This is a genomic window from Nocardia sp. NPDC049526, from assembly GCF_044465765.1.
Lineage (GTDB): Bacteria > Actinomycetota > Actinomycetes > Mycobacteriales > Mycobacteriaceae > Nocardia.
On record NZ_JBITMA010000013.1, the window covers coordinates 71369 to 88322 of the forward strand.

Sequence of the window (16954 nt, forward strand, 5' to 3'; positions counted from 1 at the left end):
ATGTCGAATCTGGAAGTCGAAACGAGCATTACGACCGCGGTGGACGCGGCCTCGGTGCTGCGCGCGCTCGCTGCGCTGGAACGACTACCCGAATGGTCATCCGTGCACCGCAAGGTGGTGGTCGACGAGGTCGACGACCAGGACCGTCCGCTGCGGGCGCACGCCGAGGTGTCGCTGTTCGGCCGCACCGACCATCACGAGTACGTCTACGAGTGGGGCGACGACGAAATGCGTTGGGACACAACGCGCAGCGCGCACCTGGCCCAGCAGCGCGGATCGTATCTGGTGTGCCCGGACCCCGCGGGCACCCGGGTGATCTTCCGGTACTACATCCAACCCCGACTTCCGGTGCCCGGCTTCATGGTGCGGGTGGTGCAGCGCCTCGCCGTCGAATCCATCTCCAAGGGGTTGGCGGGCTACCTGGACAAATACTCGACCGAACTGCGGAGTTGACCATGGCCACCGTCGAGGCGCTGTCCGCGCCCGCCCCGATTCCGATTCGCACCGAGGACTACGGGTTCTTCGGCCCGGACTCGCCGAGCTGGCGGGTCTGGACCAGCCCGACCACGATCCTAGCGTTTCAGCGCTGGTCGGTGGTGCATCATTTCGACCCGTTCGTCACCGCCGGACTCGCCGACGCGGGAGAGATCTTCCGCGATCCGCGCGGACGTGCCGACCGCACCCTCGCCTACGGTCTGCGCATCGCCATCGGTGACGGGCGCACCGCGGTGGCCGCCTCGGATCGGCTGTTGCGGATCCATGCCAAATCGGTGGGGATAGAGCCGGTGACCGGGCGGCGATACAACGGCAACAGCCCCGACGCGCAGCTGTATACCCATGTGACGGTGTGGCATTCGGTGCTCAAATGCTACGAAATGTTCGGTCCCGGCCCACTACCGCCGAAGCGGGAGCGGCAGTTCTGGGCCGAATGCGCGACCGCGGCGGAGCTGCAGACCTGCCGACGCGCCGATGTGCCGCTGTCACGCGACGGCGTGCGCGAATATCTCGCCTCGGTGCGACCGCGATTGTGCGTGACCGAACGCGCCCGCGAGGGCATCCATTTCGTACTGCGCACCCCGCGCGCCCGCGCTGGATTCGTCTTGTCCGCCGTGACCAGATGGCATGCCCCTGCGGTGATCGCGACGCTGCCGCGCTGGATGCGGGCACTAGGCGGATTCGAACAGTCCGCGGCCAAGCAACGCAGCGTGGTGCCGTTGGTGCGCGCGGAAATGCGGGTGCTGCGGGCCAATAGGGTGCTGATCCCGATTTTCGACCGGGTCGTTCCGGAGACCGGCGCGATTCTGCGTGACCACCATCGCGATGCCACACCGGCATCGGCCGAACTCACCATGCCCGCGGATATTCGCGGACACCTGCGAGCAGGGGGGAATTCATGATCTACGACAGGCTGGCCGCACTGGCACTGCGACGGCCGTGGGCGATCGCAATCGGGGCCGTGGTGTTCTTCGCCATCGCCGGAATCATCGGAGCGCCCGCGCTGATCGGGCTGCCGACCGGTGGCTACGGCCCCGCCGATGCCGAATCCGCGAAGGCCGAGCGGATTCTCGCCGAACAGTTCCACGCCGGTGGCATGACGCTGGTGCTGCGCGTCGATAGCGATGCCGGGGTGGAGGCACCCGCGGCACGTGCGCGGGCACAGCAGATATCGGCGGCACTGCACGCATCGCCGCACGCCGGGCAGATCGTCTCGTATTGGGAAGTGCCCCCTGGCCTTTCGACCTACTTCGTGACCGCGGATCATAAGACCGGCTTGATCGCGGCCGAAGTGGCCGGCTCGGACAATGACGCGCCGGTGCGCGCCAGGGATCTGGTGCGACCGCTGCTCGGTGAGCGCGATGGTGTGCGGGTGAGTGCGGGCGGCCAGGCGATCGTGCAGGACGATCTGAATCGCGAATCGCGCATGGACCTCATCCGGGTCGAGATCATCGCGGTGCCGTTCACCTTCATCGCGCTGGTGTGGATCTTCGGCAGTGCTGTCGCGGCCATGCTGCCGCTGGCGGTCGCGGGCATCTCGATCGTGGGAACGGTTGCGGTATTGGAGATTCTGTCGAAGCTCACCGATGTGTCGGTCTTCGCGCTCAATCTCGCGACGGCGATGTGTATGGCCTTGGCGATCGACTACACGCTGCTGGTGATCAATCGATATCGGGAACAGGTCACCGCGGGCGCGGATCGGCAACACGCTCTGCGGCGCACCCTCGCCACCACCGGCCGCGCCGTCACCTACTCCGCACTGACGGTCGCGCTGATGGCCGCCGCCATGGCGGTCTTCCCGATGTACTTTCTGCGCTCCCTGGCCTATGCCGGTGTCGCGGGTGCGGCACTGGCCCTGCTGAGCACCCTGGTGGTCGCACCCGCATTGATCGTGCTGCTCGGCGATCGCATCGACAGCTTCGATCTGCGCAAGCCGGTGCGGCGCTGGCTCGGCCGCGCCGAACCGCGCACACCCGAACCGGAGCAGTCGGCCTTCTACCGGCTCGCGATATTCGCGATGCGCCGCGCGATACCGGTGACGATCATCGTGACCGCGCTGTTCCTGGTGCTGGGTCTGCCGTTCCTCGGGGTGCGGCTCGGCTACCCGGACGACCGGGTGCTGCCGACCTCCGAACAGTCGCGGCAGACGGGTGATCTACTGCGCCAAGGCTTCACACAGAACTACGCGGGCACCGCGCGGATCGTGCTGGTGGGCGGCAATCCGAGCCTGCGCGCAGTCAACGAGTATGCGGCCGCGCTGTCTCGGGTGCCGCACGTCGTGACCGTGGCCGCCCCGGGCGGCGTCTACGCCAACGGTTCGCTGATCAGCCCGGTCGCGGCCGGTGCGGGCCGTTCCGGCGACGACTCCTACCTCACCGTCTCGACGACCGAGGACCCGTTCTCGACGGCAGGACAAGACCAGCTCACCGCCCTGAAGGACGTGACACCGCCCGCCACAGCGTATTTCGACGGATTGGCCCAGCGTAGCCGCGACCATATCGGCGGTATCACCGATCGCGCGCCGCTGGCCTTGGCCCTGGTCGCGCTGGCCACCTTCGGGCTGATGTTCCTGCTGACCGGCAGCGTGCTGCTACCGATCAAGGCGCTGGTAATGAATCTGCTGTCGATCAGCGCGGCATTCGGCGCGCTGGTCTGGATCTTCCAGGACGGCCACCTCGGCGGCTTCGGGGTGACCACCACCGGCTACCTCACCGCCTCCTTCGTCCCGCTGATTTTCTGCCTGGCCTACGGCCTGTCGATGGACTACGAGATCTTCGTGATCTCGCGTATGCGCGAGGAATGGTTGAAGACCGGACGCACCTCGGCGGACAATCAGCGTGCGGTGGCCATGGGCCTGGCCCGCACCGGACGGATCGTGACGGCCGCGGCCGTGGTGATGGCCATTGTGTTCAGCGCCCTGATCGCATCCCAACTGTCGACCATGCGGATGCTCGGCACGGCGCTCACCATCACGGTGCTGTTGGACGCATTCCTGATGCGGGTGGTGCTGCTGCCCGCGTTCATGCGCCTGCTCGGGCGGGCGAATTGGTGGGGGCCGGCCCGACTGTCCGGCTGGCATGAGAAATGGGCGATCAGCGAGGACGACGAGCCCGCGCAACCGCCCGAGCCGATCGAAGAAGACGCACCGCATACCGCGCAACCACAGCAGACGGGAGTCGGATCATGATCGAGGCACGGGATGAGGCGGTAGCGGCAACACCGGCCGAAACCGGTGTGCGCCATAGCGAATTGCGAGTACTCGGGCTGCGCACCAGGGTGCTGCAGGCCGGACCCGCCGATGTGAACGAGGCCGTGGTACTGGTGCACGGCGGTGCGCGCTCGGCCGACGACTGGCTCGATCTGCTGCCCCGCGTCGGCGCGTTCGCCAGGGCCGTCGCGATCGACTTACCCGGCTTCGGCGCGGCCGACGAGGCCCGCGACTGGTCGGGCTTCGGCACCGCGGGCTGGGCGCACTACCTCACCGCGGTGCTGGACCGCCTCGGCATCGAGCGGGCACATCTGGTGCTGCACGATATGGGCGGTGAGGTCGGGCTCGGCTGGGCCGTCGCCCAGCCCGACCGGTTCGCCAGCGCGGTGCTGATCAATACCGGAGCGCTGCGCGATTTCCACTGGCACCTGATCGCCCGGCTGCACCGGATACCGGTCCTGGGCTATCTGACGGCGCTGACCGGTCGCCTCGGCATCGGGATCATCCTGCGCCTCTACGAACCGCGACTGTCCGCGCAACAGATACGGGACTGGCGAGCCGGATACGTCTGGTCCGCGCGGCGCTCACTGTGGCGGTACTACCGCGGGACCGCCGCTTCCGGGTTGGGCCGACTCGCACCCGAACTGCGCGAACTCGACCGTCCCGCCCTGGTGATCTGGGGCGCGAACAACCACTTCGTCCCTGCGGTACAGGCGCAGCGTCAGTTGGAGAGCTTCCCGCACGCCCACGTGCACGTGCTCGAAAACTCCGGCCACTACACCCATCTCGATTCCCCCGATCGCGTCGCCGAGTTGGTGCTGCCGTTCCTGCGCGCCGCCACGCACAGCTGATATCCGAGGAGATAAGCAATGGCATTGATCTCGACCGCATCCGACGACGCCACCGCCCAGCACCTGTTCGACGCCGTCGAACGCATGGCGGGCGGACCCGTCGCCGCCCAGGTCCGGCTGTGGGACGGCACCACCGCGGGACGACCCGGGCCGGTCGCCGTGCTGGAGCGTCCGGAGGCGCTGCGCTGGCTGCTGTACCGCCCCACCGATCTCGGCATCGCCCGCGCCTACGTCAATGGCGATCTCGATATCGACGGCAGCCTCATCGAATTCCTGCGCGAGGTGCTGCGCGCCGCCGATCGCTCGCTCGACGATATCCGTGCCATGCGGGTGCGTCCGACGATCGGGCGAATCGCGGCCGGACTCGGCACGGCGGGTTGGATGATGCGGTCCGGACTGTTCGGGATGCCGCTGCATCCACCCGGTGCGGAGGTGTCGCGCCGTGGGTTGCGCGGCGCGCAGGCGGTGCGGCACCACTACGACCTGAGCAATGAGTTCTACCGGCTGATGCTCGGCCCGTCCATGGTGTATTCGTGTGCGGTATGGGCCGATACCGACGACCCCGCGGATCTGGACGAGGCGCAGCGGGCCAAGCTCGATCGGATCTGCCAACGGTTGCAATTGCGGCCCGGGATGCGGCTGCTCGATATCGGTTGCGGCTGGGGCGCACTCGTGGTGCATGCGGCGCAGCATTATGGCGTCGACGCGCTCGGGGTCACCCTCGCGGGTGAACAGGTCGCCTACGCGCGGGAATTCGCCGAGCGGTCGGGCGTGGCCGATCGGGTCGAGATCCGGCAGAGCGATTTCCGCGATGTCACCGACGGTCCCTTCGATGCGGTTTCCAGCATCGAGATGACCTTCCACCTCACCCGCCGCGGTCTGCGTGAGCACGCCGATACGTTGTACGGGCTGCTCGCACCGGGTGGGCGGGCGTTCGTCCACGATGTCAACGCATCTCGGAAAGGCCAGTTCTACCAGCGTGTTTCGGAGTTTCTGACCTCTTATATCTTTCCGGAGATCGATATTCCCACGCTGAGTGCGCTCACCCAGCAGCTCGAGCGCGCCGGACTGGAGATCGACAGCGTGGAGAACCTGCGCATGCACTTCGCCGCCAGCCATCGGGCCTGGCTGCGCAATCTCGAACAGAATTGGGACGCGGTGGTCGCCGAGATCGGTCTGCAGCGGGCCCGCGCCTGGCGCATGTTCACCGCGATCTCGGTGGTCAGCTGCGAGATGGGACTCACCGGGGTCACCCATACCGTGGCCCGTCGTCCGGAAGCGTAAGCCGCACATGGCTTTCCAGCGATTGCGCACCAGCCGCACCGGACGGGTGCTGGTGGTAACCTTCGACAATCCGCCGCGGCACTTCTTCGACGAACGGATGAGCATCGAACTCGATGAACTGACCCGCGAGCTCGAACACGACGACACAGTCGGCGCGGTCGTCTTCACCGGAACGGACGAGGTCTACATGACCGGATTCCACGTTCCGGATCTGGTGCGTGGCGCGCGGATGGCGGTGCTGCCGATCCCGGTCGGCCCGGCTCGGTTACTCGCGGCTGTCAGCGGATTCGCCGGACGCACCAGAGCCGTGGACCGGGTATTGCGCCGGTCTCCGCTGCGCGGACTGCTGCTGATGGCCCGCCTCTACGCCGTCCTGGACCGGATGAACCGGATGGACAAGGTATTCCTCACCGCGATCAACGGCCTCGCACTCGGCATGGGCTGTGTCTTCGCACTCGCCTGCGATATCCGAGTATTGGCCGCGGACAAGGAGATCGGGATGCCCGAGTCCGCCATCGCGATGCTGGCCGCGGGCGGCGGCACCCAGCGGCTGGTGCGCATGCTCGGCACCGCCCGCGCGCTGGAATTGCTTTTGGCGGGACGCTGGCTCGATGCCACCGAGGCCGCCGACCTCGGCCTGGTACATCGGGTGGTACCGCAATCGCAGGTGCAGGCCGAGACCATGCGCCTGGCACAGCGCTTGGCGGCCCGCTCGCCACTGATCAACCGAGAGATCAAACGCGCGGTGTACGACGCCGGCACCCGGTCGTTCCGCCGCGCCAGTCGAATGGAAGCCGCGAGCCTGATCGCCACCACCTCGGTCTCGACGGCAAGACGCAATCTCGACCGTTTCGTGGAATTACAAGCGGCCCAACCCGATCCGACCGATGACGTGGTCAAGGACATCTGGCGGGCATTTCCGCAGAGCGGCAACGGCGCCGCCTCGGCACAGCTGAACGAAAAATGAAGGGGAGACCATGACATCGCGCAGATATGTGGGCCCGATGACACTGCTGGCGAGCCTCGCGGCGGTCGCGCTCACCGTGACTGCCTGCGGTTCCGACAGCACCGAAAACAGTAAGAAGGCGACGAGTTCCAGCATTTCCGCGGTGACGCCCGGAAACTGTCCGGCCACCGGCAAGTATCCGGCCTCACCCACGGTCGCCACCCTCGACGAGTTGTTGCGCAAGGGGCTGGACCCGAATGTGCCGTCCGCCGAGAAGGTCGACCTGGTGCAGGGCGGGCGCGAGGATCCCGAGCTGTTCAACCGGATGCAGGACACTTTGCGTCAGATGAACTTCACCGCACGGATAAACAAGGTGACCGACTACTGCGACGGTACCGCCATCGCGGAAGCCACCCTCACCTTCAACGGCACGCCCAACGACGCCCAGATTCCGCTGGTCGCCGAGGACGGCCGCTGGAAACTCGATCAGGCCTGGGGCTGCGGGATGGTGGCAAGTCTCGGTCAGACCTCGCCCGCGTGCCACTGACGGCGAAAGGCCCTTTCGCTCATGCCTTTATCGAGCTCCGGGTGGCGCACTCGGGTCCTGTTGCTGCTGGTCCTGACGCTCCCGGTGCTCGCCGGTGCGGCCTATCCGACCTCGGACCGGGGGGAGCGTAAACCCAGCGTCGCGGTCGTTCAGGACGCCGGATCGGGCAAACCCGGCTCCGCCGGCGCCCGTTTCGTCGCCGAATTGACCGCGGCTCCCGACTTCGACTGGCGGGTCGGCACCGCCGACGAGGTGGCAGCCGATCTGACCGACGGCGAATTGGTCGCGGCGGTGCATGTGCCCGCTGCCTTCGATACGCCTGCGGCGCGGGAGAATTCGGCCGATCGGACGGTGCTGGTGACACCAGGCCACGCGGAATTGGATGCCGCGACGTATGCCGCACTGGTGCAGAGTGTTTCGGCCGGTGCGAGCAGGGTCGGGGTGAACGATCTACTGGTCTCGGTATCGCGGGCGCGCACCAATCTCGACATCGCCTCGGTTACCGCTGCGGGCATCCGCTCCGCCGCCGAACAGGCCGACGCCACATTCACCGATGCGCTGGCGAGCGTGAATCAACTGATGACACAGGCGGGTCCGCTGATGGCGAGCGCGCAGACACTGCTCGGTGCCATTCAGGACAATGTCGGCGTTGTCGACGATATCGCCGGCCAGCTGGAGGTATTCGCGGCGGGTATGCGCGGTGTCGACGTCACGCTCACCGACCTGCGGGCCGGATTGGACCAGGGCGGTGCGGGACTGGACGCGGCGGGGGAGGCGGTCACCGCAACGGCGGCGGTGCGCGGTCAACTGCACACGGTACTCCTGCCGATCGCGGATGCGTTGCGGGCCAGCGGAATTCCGGACGCGCAGCGGATGGCCGATCAGTTGACCGGTCTGGTAGCCGTGGCCGGTGGGGCCGCCGACGAGCAGGCTACCGCGGGCTTGCGTGGGTTGCGGGTCGGTGCTGAACTGCTCTCGACACAACTGGCTGATCTGTCCGGCCTGCTGGGAGTTCCGGTATCCGGACAGTGCCGCATATCCGATGTGCTGACCCTGGCGGTGAATCGGCTGCGCATGGTGAGCGCCCTGCTGCGCGACGGTGAGCGGACCATCACCGATGTGCTGGGTCAGTTGGGGCAGGCGCAGGACCAGCTGCCCGGGATGCAGGATCAGATCACCACCCAGCTCACTCAGTTCAAACAGGTTACGGCGCAATTGGTTACCACCCTCGACAATGGCGTGCGCGGACTGCCCACCCGATCGGATGTCACCGCGCGGGCGGTGTCCGATTCCGTCCGGCTGGGGGAGTCAGATGGGCTGACCTCCGAGGATCTGGTGCACGCGGTCGTCTGGGTGCTGCTGGCGGCAATGGCCATCGCGGCGGTGCGAGCCTGGTGGGTCGAACGGCGGCCACGTGCGGGTCTGCTGCCCAACGTGCCGGCGGCGCTCGTCGCCGGAGGGGTCGGCCTGGTCGGTGCCCTTCTGCTCGATGAATCAGACCACGTCGCAGCTGTTTTCGCGATTCTCACGTTGACTTCGCTGGCCTGCACCGCACTCGCGGTCGCGCTGGGCCAGTTGGCCGGACGTGCGGGCATGGTGGTGATGGCGGTGCTGGTGGGTGCTGCCGCGATCTTCGGCGGCGGCTACCGCGATCTCGCATCCGATTCCGATTTCGTGCGCCGCCTGCTGCCGAGCAGCTACGCCGTGACCGCCCTCGGCGACGCCGCCCACACCGGCATCGATGGTGCGCTCATCCTGCCCGTCGCGGTCCTGCTGGCGGTCGGCGTCGTCTCGGTGTGCTGCACCGTGTTCGTGTCCCGGCGAGCCCAGAGCTAGGCGAGTCGTCGGGCGACCTCGCCGAGCCCGATAGCGATGGCCTGTTGTTGTTCGGGGGTCAGCACATCGATGAGCACGCGGCGGACCGTTTCGACATGGCCGGGGGCGATCTGTTCGAGGAGATCGCGTCCGGCCGCGGTGAGGTTGGCGATCACGCCGCGAACATCGGTGGGGCAGGCTTCGCGGCGTACCAGACCGGTCTTCTCCATTTGGGTGACCTGGTAATTCAGACCGCTTTTCGATGTGTAGAGGGCATCGGCCAATTCGGTCATGCGTAGTTGGCCCTTCGGTGCCGCGGCGAGGCGGACCAAAACCTCGTATTGGGTGTGCGAAAGCCCCTCCTGTTTGAGGTGCTGTTCGACCTGACGGCCGACGAGCGCACCCGCCGCCAGGAAACCCTGCCAGGCGCGCATCTCCCGCTCGTTCAGCCATTTCGCGTCAGCCACGATAGTCATCCTACCGTTGTTGTTCAAATTTGAACAACACGCTATAGTTTCGAGCGAGTTCAAATTTGAACTAGTTGGATGGAGGACACCGATGGCCGGACAGATGCCGGTGCTCTACCTCTCACATGGCGCGCCGCCGCTGGCCGATCACCCGCGGTGGCCCGGTGAGTTGGCCGCGTGGTCGGGCGAATTGCCGCGTCCCACCGCGATTTTGATGATTTCCGCGCATTGGGAGGCCGCGCCGATCGCACTCGGCGCCACCACGACGGTGCCGCTGATCTATGACTTCGGCGGTTTCCCGGAGCGCTACTACCGCGTGCAATATGCCGCGCCGGGTGCGCCGGAACTGGCCGGCAAGGTGCGCAGATTGCTCGGCGGCGGTGTCGTCGATGTACCGGATCGTGGGCTGGACCACGGGGCCTATGTGCCGCTGAAGGAGATGTATCCCGAGGCCGATGTCCCGGTATTGCAGCTGTCGATGCCGACGCTGGACCCGCAGCGGCTGATGGAGGTGGGCCGTCGGCTCGCGCCGCTGCGCGCAGAGGGCGTGCTGATCGTCGGCAGCGGCTTCTTCACCCACAACCTGCGCGCCCTCACCACCGATGACGAGCACGTCTACAACTTCACTGCCGAATTCGACGACTGGGGCCGCGAAACGCTCGCCGCGCACGATCTCGACGCCCTGCTCGACTTCGAAAACAAGGCCCCCGCTGCACATCTCGCGCATCCACGCACCGACCATTTCGCACCGCTGTTCGTCGCCCTCGGTGCGGGCGCCGACGATTTCACCAACCAACGCACCGTCATCGACGGGTTCTGGCTGGGCATGGCCCGGCGCTCCATCCAACTCGGCTGATCCACCCCACAACGAAAGGCGTCCAATGACCGCGACCATCACCGCACCCGCCGTGAACACCGAAACCGCAACGCCCACACATACTTACGACCTCGGCCTACTTGTCCTGCGGCTGGCCGTCGGACTCACCATGGCCGCACACGGCGCGCAGAAATTGTTCGGCTGGTTCAACGGCGGCGGCCTCGATGGCACCGGCGCATTCTTCACGATGAGCGGCTACCCGTCGGGCAAGGCGATGGCCGTGGTCGCCGGTCTGAGTGAAACACTCGGCGGGCTCGCCCTCGCCGTCGGCCTGCTCACCCCGCTCGCCGCCGCGGCACTGGTCGGAACTCTGCTCAATGCGATCGCCGTCAAATGGGGCGGCGGCTTCTTCGCCCCGAAGGGCATCGAATACGAACTGCTCCTCACCCTGGCCGCCGCATCGCTCGCCCTCACCGGTCCGGGCCGGAACGCCGTCGACCGCATGATCCCGGCGCTGCGCAACCACCGCCTCGTTTTCGGCATTGCCGCCATCGTGCTGGCTCTGGTGGTCGCGGGCGCGGTCCTGATCGTCCGCAACTGACGGGCTCGATCGGGTAGACCCGCCGGGCAGACTGCCGGGCGGGTCTTCACTGATCTTTCCGTGTTCGTCGTACATCTGCCGGGCCGGCTGCATCTGGTCTCACGAACGAATGTTCGCGGACGCTGCTGCTACCCGGCCCGGCGCACTTACCCGAACAACTCGAATGTCTCTCAGGGCCGGCGACTGGCAACGGCATGCGCGGCACCATGTTCATGTTCTGTTGACAATGATGTTCTCGATCAGGTCGGCGGCGCGCTCGGTCCCGCCCTCGGCCTGCGTGTCGGCGCGCAGTCGCGCCGAGCGGCGGGTGACTTCAGCGTCGGTGACGAGTTCGTTCAAGGTGTTTCGCAACATCTCGACGGTGGCTTCCGCAGTGTCGATGCGGCGGGCCACGCCCAGTTCTACGAGGCGATCGGCGTTGATGAACTGTTCGGCGGCTTGTGGCACCGCGATCATCGGGACACCTGCCAGTAGTCCTTCCCCGCAGCCGCCCATGCCGGCGTGGGTGACGAAGGCGTCCGCCTGGTCCAGGATCGCCCGCTGCGGGACCCAGGAGTGCACTTCGACGTTGGGCGGGATCGCGCCGAGTTCCTGTGGGTAGGTGTGTCTGCCGATTTGCAGGACGACGTGCCAGCCGGACAGGTTGCCGTAGGCCGCCAGGCATTGGCGGTAGAACTCCGGTTGGCGGGTGTACGCCGAACCCAGGGAGATCAGCAGGACTTTCTCCGCGTCGGCCGGGCGGACCCAGCTCTGCCCTTCCTCGCGCGTACCGAAGCAGGGACCGATGAATGTCACCGTGCCGGTGTCGACCTGGTCGGCGTGTGGTTGCATTGCCCGCGGTATCAGGGCCAGGGCCCGGTCGGGCAGGCCGGAGAAGGCATCCACATCGGTGGTGGCCGCGCCGCTGTCGGCGAGCCATTGTGCGAATTTCGTCCGGTAGGCGTCGGCACCCGGCAGGTGCCGTAGCGGTGCTGCGACGTCCTGTTCGTAGCCTTTCCAGGCTACGAACGTCGGGGACAGTTGCAGGACAGGGCGGTGCTGGCTTTCGGCGAGGGCACGCGCGGCGTAGGCGCCGATGTCGTACAGGTAGAGGTCTGCGGGGTCGTGTTCGTAGGCAGCGCGCAATTGCGCGAGTGCCTGGATGGCGTTGTCGAGGAACAGATTCATCACGGCGACGGGGTCGTCGGGCCAGTTGTTATCGGCAACGGGCAATACCGAAGTGCAGGAGACGAATTCGGCGCCGGTGGCGGTGATCAGGTCGGCCACGGCCGGGTCGTTGGCGTAGGTCACGCGATGGCCGCGAGCCACCAGTTCGCGAATGATCTCGAGGCTGGGCAGGACGTGGCTGACGATGGGGATGCCGACCATCGCGATGTGGGCAGGACGAGCAGGCATAGCGGTTTCCCTCAGTTCCGTTCTTCGGCGGCGGCTTCGAGGTCGGCGATGCTGCCCGACATGATCGTTCGCACGTGTGCGGTGATGTGCTCGACACTCCAGTCCCACCAGGCCACCGCCAGCAGCCGGGAGATGTCGGAGTCGTTGTAGCGGGTGCGAAGCAGGCGGGCCGGATTGCCGCCGACGATGCCGTAGTCGGGTACGTCGCCGGTGACCACGGAGCCGGTGCTGATGATCGCCCCGTGGCCGATCCGTACGCCGGGCATCACCGTCACGCCGTTGCCGAACCAGACGTCGTTGCCGACGACGGTGTTCCCGCGGCTCGGCAGACCGGTGATCAGGTCGAAGTGGTCGGACCACGAGCCGCCCATGGTGGGGAAGGGGAAGGTCGAGGGGCCGTCCATGCGGTGGTTGGCGCCGTTCATGATGAACCGCACGCCAGTGGCCAGTGCACAGAACTTCCCGATGATCAGCTTCTCCGGCCCGTAGTGGTACAGCACGTTGCGGGTTTCGAACGCGGCCGGATCGTCCGGGTCGTCGTAATAGGAGAACTCTCCGACCTCGATCAGGGGTGAGGTGATCAACGGCTTCAGCAGCACCACCCGCGGCTGACCCGGCATGGGGTGGAGCACGGCCGGGTCGGCGGGAACCAAGGCAGGGTTGTCGGGCACAGCGAAACTCCTTCGGAGTGTGGATATTCGGCCAACGTCAGACGGATGCCGACGCCCGCAGGTCGAGGTTGGCCCCGTTCCAGCGCGCACGCAGCCGGCGGTCGTGGCTGACGATCACGAGGGCGCCTCGATAATCGGCCAGGGCGGTTTCCAACTCCTCGATCAGGCCGGGGGACAGGTGATTGGTGGGCTCGTCGAGCAGCAGCACATCGACGGGCTCGCTGACCAGCCGCGCCAAGGCGAGGCGCTGCCGTTGGCCGGTGGACAAGTTCTCGACACGCGTCGTAAGCCGGTCGCGGTCGAACAAGCCCAGCGACAACAGCCGTTCGGCGTGCTGTTCGGGCTGTCCCGCGCGACCGCGAGCGAAGGCGTCCAGCACCGTGTCCCCGGGGCCGGCGGAGGGCAGCTGCTGCGCGAGATAACCGATCCTGCCGCGGCGGGTAACGGTGCCACCGTGCGGCGCGAGCACGCCGGCCAGCACTCGCAGCAGGGTGGTCTTGCCTGCGCCGTTCGGACCGGTGATCAGCAGGCGCTCACCGACGGCGACCGTGACGCTGGTCCGGTCGAGCTGACCCGCGACGGCGATATCGGTGGCCTCGAGCACGGTGCCGCGCATCGGGCCAGCCGTCAGGGCGGGAGTGAAGCGCAGCGGTTCCGGCGGTGGTGGCACCGGGTCCGCGAGCAGGCGGCGGAGCCGTTCCTCGGCGTTACGGACCCGACTGGCCAGCGACTGCTGCACTCGTCCGCCCGCCCGGTCGTAGGCCATTTTGTTGTTGTCCTTCATTGCCCGGCCCGGGGCTACCCGCCGCGCGGTGGTGTCGGCGACCTCACCGAGCCGGTCGGCCTCGGCTTTCCATCGCTCATGGGCTTGGGCCCACCGCGCTCGCGCCGCTGCCTTCTCGGCGCAAAAGCCCGCGTAGCCGTTGCCGTAGCGGACGACACGTTGCCGGTCCGCATCGACCTCCAGCAGGACGGTCGCGACTCGATCGAGGAAGACCCGGTCGTGGGATACCGTCACCGTTGTGCCGCGACGGGTACGCAGGTGATCTTCCAGCCAGGTCAGGGCATCATCATCGAGATGATTAGTCGGCTCGTCCAGAAACAGCACCTCGGACCCGGCGGCCAGCACCGCCGCCAGGCGCAGCCGGACCTGCTCGCCGCCGGACAGCCCGCCGACCGCACGGCTGCGGTCCACCACAGCCAATCCCAAACCGTGCAGCGCCCGGTCCACCCGGACATCGGCCTCGTAGCCCCCGCGTAGTTCGAACACCGTTGTCAGATCGGCGTATTCGACCATCCCGGACTCGTCGCCCGCGGCCATCGCGACCTCCAGGCGGCGCATCCGGCGCTCGATTGCGCGCAGCTCACTCAGCGCCCGGTCGATGACCTGCTGAACCGTCAGCTGTGGCGGTAATTGCTCGTCCTGGGCGAGGTAATCGACGCCACCGTCGGCATGGACGACGATCTCACCCCGGTCGGGCCGCTCCCGCCCGGCGAACAGACGCAACAAGGTGGACTTGCCGGATCCGTTCTCACCGATGATCCCGGTGCACTCACCAGCGGCGAGCGAACAGGTCACCTCATCGAGAACACGTCGGCCGTGGAAGGACTTGCTGACCGCGAGCGCGGTGATCTGCGTAGGCATATGCACACTCCGAAGTGTTCGAGAACTGCGCGGCCATCGAGGACCGCAGGGCCGGGTGAACACTTCCGAAGAGCATCAGACAACCTCACTAGTGCGACAACTGTTGCACTAAGATAGCGACACCGTCCTACCCCGTCAAGCAATCGGACAACCGAGATGAATTCCGCACCGCCACCGGACAATCCCCGGCCGACCACCCCCGCCCGGCCTCGGCCGGGCGGCCGAACCGCCCGCATTCGCGCCCAGGTCCTCGAAGCAGTCCACGCGGAGCTGACCGAGTGTGGCTACGACGCGCTCACCGTGGACACAGTCGCCGCCCGCGCGGGGGTACACCGGACTACGGTGTACCGCCGCTGGCACGATGTCGGCGGCCTGATCACCGACCTGATCGCCGCGGCGAGCGATATGGAATGGCACCCCCGCGACATCGGTTCCCTGCGCGGCGACCTGGCGGCACTCAACCAGGAGATCCAAGACTCGCTGACCGAGGAGGCGTCGATCGCGGTGGCGCTGATCGCGGTCTCGTTCCGCTCCGAAGAGGCCGCCCGCGCCCTACGACAATTCTGGGAGGATCGGTACGCACAGTGCGAAATCATCATCGAGCGAGCGGTCCGGCGCGGAGAAATCCCGCCCACCACCGATGCACGCGCCGTGCTCATCGCCGCTACCGCACCGCTCTACCACCAGTTGGTACTGCTTCGCACCCCACCCGACCCGCACCTCCCCCACGACGCCGCCGTCAGCGCCGCACTCGCCGCATCCGGCGGCGCATTCACCAACCCGCGCACAACAGGCGCCACCTGACCGAGTCTCGAGCCCCTGCACGACTACCTGCGGTTGACCGGACTGGCCCCGACACCAGTCTCTCGAAGTAGCCCGCATATCGAGCGTTCATCCTCGGCGCCATCTGGCAACGCGAAAACACCGCCACTCGACGCTGCGAGTCGCAGTCCAGGGTGTCGGCAGCGGAGGCGTGGTCAGGACAGGGTGTCGCGTACTCGTAGCGGCCGCTAGCCGGTGGGGCCGAGCTGAGCGAGTTCGGCGTCGATGTCGACCTCGACCGCCCCTGATCGGCATCGGGCCGGATGTCACAGTCGCGTGAATGTTTGTGCGCGACTGTGGCATCCAGGGGTGCGCTACCCGACGCGCGCCGCTTCGCGGGCGAGGATGCGGGCGCGCTGTTCTTCGAACTTGATGACGTCGCGAGTGAGTTTCTCGAGGTACTCGCCGAGTTCTTCGCGGCTGCGTTCGCCGCGTGCGGTGAAGTCCGTGCGGTTGAAGACTTTCCAGATCCGCAGGACCGGCAGTACGACCTCGTCCAGATGCTGACGCAGGTCGTAGATCCCGTGCTTGACCATCAACACGCCATTGCGACGCCAGTTCGGCATTCCGGTGCCGGGCATGGAAAACGTTTTCAGGATCTTGGTCACCGACTCGATCGTCTGGTCCGGAGCGATGTCGAAGGCGGCGCCGGTGATGTTGCGATAGAACATCATGTGCAGATTCTCGTCGGCTGCGATGCGTTGCAACATCCGATCGGCGATCGGGTCCTCGCAGACTCGTGCGGTGGTGCGGTGGCTGATTCGGGTGGCCAACTCCTGGAAAGTCACATACGCGACCTGATCGAGCACGCCGACAAATCCTTCCGGTGCGTGCACACCGCGGGTCAAATGCACCATCCGGTCGTTCTCCAGGGCGACGGGATCGACAGCGCGGGTGCATACGAGGTAGTCGCGCATGGCGATGGCGTGGCGGTTTTCCTCGGCGGTCCAGCGGCCGATCCAGGTACCCCACGCCCCGTCGTTGGTGAAATTGTCGGAGATCACGCGGTGGTAGGAAGGCAAATTGTCTTCGGTGAGCAGATTCGTGATCATCGCGACTTTGGCGACTTCCGAGAGCCGTGACTGCTCGGGATCCCAATCCTTGCCACCCATTGCTGCAAAGTTGCGGCCCTCGTCCCAGGGCACATAATCGTGCGGATACCAGTCCTTGACTGTGGCCAGATGCCGGTCGATGTTGGCACCGACAACTGGCTCCAGCTCCGTTAGCAGTTGAAGTTGCGTCAAGTCCTCTGTCATGCAGCGCCTTTCGATTCGGTGGAACCGACCACGGAACGTACCGCTGTTCACGCATTACTGACTATGCGGCCAAGCCGCCCCCACACCCTAAACGAGCGCCTTCGATTCAGTGCGCACCAGACCTACTTCTCTGC

16 protein-coding genes are annotated in these 16954 nt (G+C 66.6%); 11 read left to right on the forward strand and 5 right to left on the reverse strand.

Annotation, left to right across the window (positions count from 1 at the left end; translation table 11 throughout):
• Genes ACIBW7_RS33345 through ACIBW7_RS33380 form a run of 8 tightly spaced genes read left to right on the forward strand, consistent with a single transcriptional unit; the run spans window position 1 to window position 9167 of the window.
• The gene (locus tag ACIBW7_RS33345) at window positions 1–453 is read left to right on the forward strand and encodes an SRPBCC family protein (protein ID WP_397053344.1); all 453 of its coding nucleotides are present in this window, start codon (window positions 1–3) and stop codon (window positions 451–453) included.
• Between the two features lie 2 nt (window positions 454–455).
• On the forward strand, window positions 456–1397 hold the full coding sequence (locus ACIBW7_RS33350) for an oxygenase MpaB family protein (protein WP_397053346.1): 942 nt from the start codon (window positions 456–458) through the stop codon (window positions 1395–1397).
• Window positions 1394–3682, forward strand: a complete 2289-nt coding sequence (locus ACIBW7_RS33355) for an MMPL family transporter (protein WP_397053348.1) — start codon at window positions 1394–1396, stop codon at window positions 3680–3682. Before ACIBW7_RS33350 ends, ACIBW7_RS33355 begins: the two co-directional genes overlap by 4 nt.
• Window positions 3679–4554: an alpha/beta fold hydrolase gene (locus ACIBW7_RS33360; RefSeq protein ID WP_397053350.1), complete on the forward strand. Its 876-nt coding sequence runs from the start codon at window positions 3679–3681 to the stop codon at window positions 4552–4554. The genes ACIBW7_RS33355 and ACIBW7_RS33360 overlap by 4 nt, the downstream gene beginning before the upstream one ends.
• 18 nt (window positions 4555–4572) lie before the next feature.
• A complete protein-coding gene (locus ACIBW7_RS33365; protein WP_397053352.1) occupies window positions 4573–5838 on the forward strand; it encodes a class I SAM-dependent methyltransferase in 1266 nt (421 codons plus the stop codon).
• A 7-nt stretch (window positions 5839–5845) separates the two neighbouring features.
• On the forward strand, window positions 5846–6805 hold the full coding sequence (locus tag ACIBW7_RS33370) for an enoyl-CoA hydratase/isomerase family protein (RefSeq protein ID WP_397053354.1): 960 nt from the start codon (window positions 5846–5848) through the stop codon (window positions 6803–6805).
• A 10-nt stretch (window positions 6806–6815) separates the two neighbouring features.
• Window positions 6816–7331 carry a hypothetical protein gene (locus ACIBW7_RS33375; protein WP_397053356.1) on the forward strand — a complete coding sequence of 172 codons (516 nt, stop codon included), beginning with the start codon at window positions 6816–6818 and terminating at the stop codon, window positions 7329–7331.
• A 21-nt stretch (window positions 7332–7352) separates the two neighbouring features.
• Entirely contained in the window at window positions 7353–9167 is a 1815-nt protein-coding gene (locus tag ACIBW7_RS33380) for a hypothetical protein (RefSeq protein WP_397053358.1), read from the forward strand.
• Here ACIBW7_RS33380 and ACIBW7_RS33385 read toward each other — a convergent pair.
• Window positions 9164–9622 carry a MarR family winged helix-turn-helix transcriptional regulator gene (locus ACIBW7_RS33385; protein WP_397053360.1) on the reverse strand — a complete coding sequence of 153 codons (459 nt, stop codon included), beginning with the start codon at window positions 9620–9622 and terminating at the stop codon, window positions 9164–9166. The two genes, ACIBW7_RS33380 and ACIBW7_RS33385, sit on opposite strands and share 4 nt — an antisense overlap.
• A gap of 82 nt (window positions 9623–9704) precedes the next feature.
• On the opposite strand from ACIBW7_RS33385, the gene ACIBW7_RS33390 reads away from it, so the two are divergent.
• A complete protein-coding gene (locus ACIBW7_RS33390; protein WP_397053362.1) occupies window positions 9705–10469 on the forward strand; it encodes a dioxygenase in 765 nt (254 codons plus the stop codon).
• 25 nt (window positions 10470–10494) lie between these two features.
• Window positions 10495–11031, forward strand: a complete 537-nt coding sequence (locus ACIBW7_RS33395) for a DoxX family protein (protein WP_397053364.1) — start codon at window positions 10495–10497, stop codon at window positions 11029–11031.
• A 210-nt stretch (window positions 11032–11241) separates the two neighbouring features.
• Here the strand turns inward: ACIBW7_RS33395 and ACIBW7_RS33400 are convergent, their stop codons facing one another.
• The 3 genes from ACIBW7_RS33400 to abc-f all read right to left on the reverse strand — a co-directional run bounded on the left by ACIBW7_RS33400 (window position 11242) and on the right by abc-f (window position 14742).
• Complete coding sequence (locus ACIBW7_RS33400) at window positions 11242–12426, reverse strand: macrolide family glycosyltransferase (RefSeq protein ID WP_397053366.1); 1185 nt, start codon at window positions 12424–12426, stop codon at window positions 11242–11244.
• A gap of 11 nt (window positions 12427–12437) precedes the next feature.
• Window positions 12438–13046 (reverse strand): CatB-related O-acetyltransferase, encoded by a 609-nt coding sequence (locus ACIBW7_RS33405; protein WP_397053584.1) that lies wholly within the window; start codon window positions 13044–13046, stop codon window positions 12438–12440.
• 88 nt (window positions 13047–13134) lie between these two features.
• Window positions 13135–14742, reverse strand: coding sequence for a ribosomal protection-like ABC-F family protein (gene abc-f, locus ACIBW7_RS33410; RefSeq protein ID WP_397053367.1), 1608 nt, complete (start codon window positions 14740–14742; stop codon window positions 13135–13137).
• A 156-nt stretch (window positions 14743–14898) separates the two neighbouring features.
• Here abc-f and ACIBW7_RS33415 point away from each other — a divergent pair, with 156 nt between their 5' ends.
• Window positions 14899–15546, forward strand: a complete 648-nt coding sequence (locus tag ACIBW7_RS33415) for a TetR/AcrR family transcriptional regulator (protein ID WP_397053369.1) — start codon at window positions 14899–14901, stop codon at window positions 15544–15546.
• 332 nt (window positions 15547–15878) lie between these two features.
• Here the strand turns inward: ACIBW7_RS33415 and ACIBW7_RS33420 are convergent, their stop codons facing one another.
• On the reverse strand, window positions 15879–16820 hold the full coding sequence (locus ACIBW7_RS33420; protein ID WP_397053371.1) for an acyl-ACP desaturase: 942 nt from the start codon (window positions 16818–16820) through the stop codon (window positions 15879–15881).
• Window positions 16821–16954 lie beyond the last annotated feature (134 nt).

What these genes read in the sequence shown, in the direction of transcription:
- ACIBW7_RS33370 (WP_397053354.1), top strand. Translation starts at nt 5,846, where the DNA reads ATGGCTTTCCAGCGATTGCGCACCAGCCGCACCGGACGGGTGCTGGTG.
- ACIBW7_RS33360 (WP_397053350.1), top strand. Translation starts at nt 3,679, where the DNA reads ATGATCGAGGCACGGGATGAGGCGGTAGCGGCAACACCGGCCGAAACC.
- ACIBW7_RS33395 (WP_397053364.1), top strand. Translation starts at nt 10,495, where the DNA reads ATGACCGCGACCATCACCGCACCCGCCGTGAACACCGAAACCGCAACG.
- ACIBW7_RS33345 (WP_397053344.1), top strand. Translation starts at nt 1, where the DNA reads ATGTCGAATCTGGAAGTCGAAACGAGCATTACGACCGCGGTGGACGCG.
- ACIBW7_RS33380 (WP_397053358.1), top strand. Translation starts at nt 7,353, where the DNA reads ATGCCTTTATCGAGCTCCGGGTGGCGCACTCGGGTCCTGTTGCTGCTG.
- ACIBW7_RS33350 (WP_397053346.1), top strand. Translation starts at nt 456, where the DNA reads ATGGCCACCGTCGAGGCGCTGTCCGCGCCCGCCCCGATTCCGATTCGC.
- ACIBW7_RS33415 (WP_397053369.1), top strand. Translation starts at nt 14,899, where the DNA reads ATGAATTCCGCACCGCCACCGGACAATCCCCGGCCGACCACCCCCGCC.
- ACIBW7_RS33390 (WP_397053362.1), top strand. Translation starts at nt 9,705, where the DNA reads ATGGCCGGACAGATGCCGGTGCTCTACCTCTCACATGGCGCGCCGCCG.
- abc-f (WP_397053367.1), bottom strand. Translation starts at nt 14,742, where the DNA reads ATGCCTACGCAGATCACCGCGCTCGCGGTCAGCAAGTCCTTCCACGGC.
- ACIBW7_RS33375 (WP_397053356.1), top strand. Translation starts at nt 6,816, where the DNA reads ATGACATCGCGCAGATATGTGGGCCCGATGACACTGCTGGCGAGCCTC.
- ACIBW7_RS33405 (WP_397053584.1), bottom strand. Translation starts at nt 13,046, where the DNA reads ATGCCGGGTCAGCCGCGGGTGGTGCTGCTGAAGCCGTTGATCACCTCA.
- ACIBW7_RS33420 (WP_397053371.1), bottom strand. Translation starts at nt 16,820, where the DNA reads ATGACAGAGGACTTGACGCAACTTCAACTGCTAACGGAGCTGGAGCCA.
- ACIBW7_RS33365 (WP_397053352.1), top strand. Translation starts at nt 4,573, where the DNA reads ATGGCATTGATCTCGACCGCATCCGACGACGCCACCGCCCAGCACCTG.
- ACIBW7_RS33355 (WP_397053348.1), top strand. Translation starts at nt 1,394, where the DNA reads ATGATCTACGACAGGCTGGCCGCACTGGCACTGCGACGGCCGTGGGCG.
- ACIBW7_RS33400 (WP_397053366.1), bottom strand. Translation starts at nt 12,426, where the DNA reads ATGCCTGCTCGTCCTGCCCACATCGCGATGGTCGGCATCCCCATCGTC.
- ACIBW7_RS33385 (WP_397053360.1), bottom strand. Translation starts at nt 9,622, where the DNA reads ATGACTATCGTGGCTGACGCGAAATGGCTGAACGAGCGGGAGATGCGC.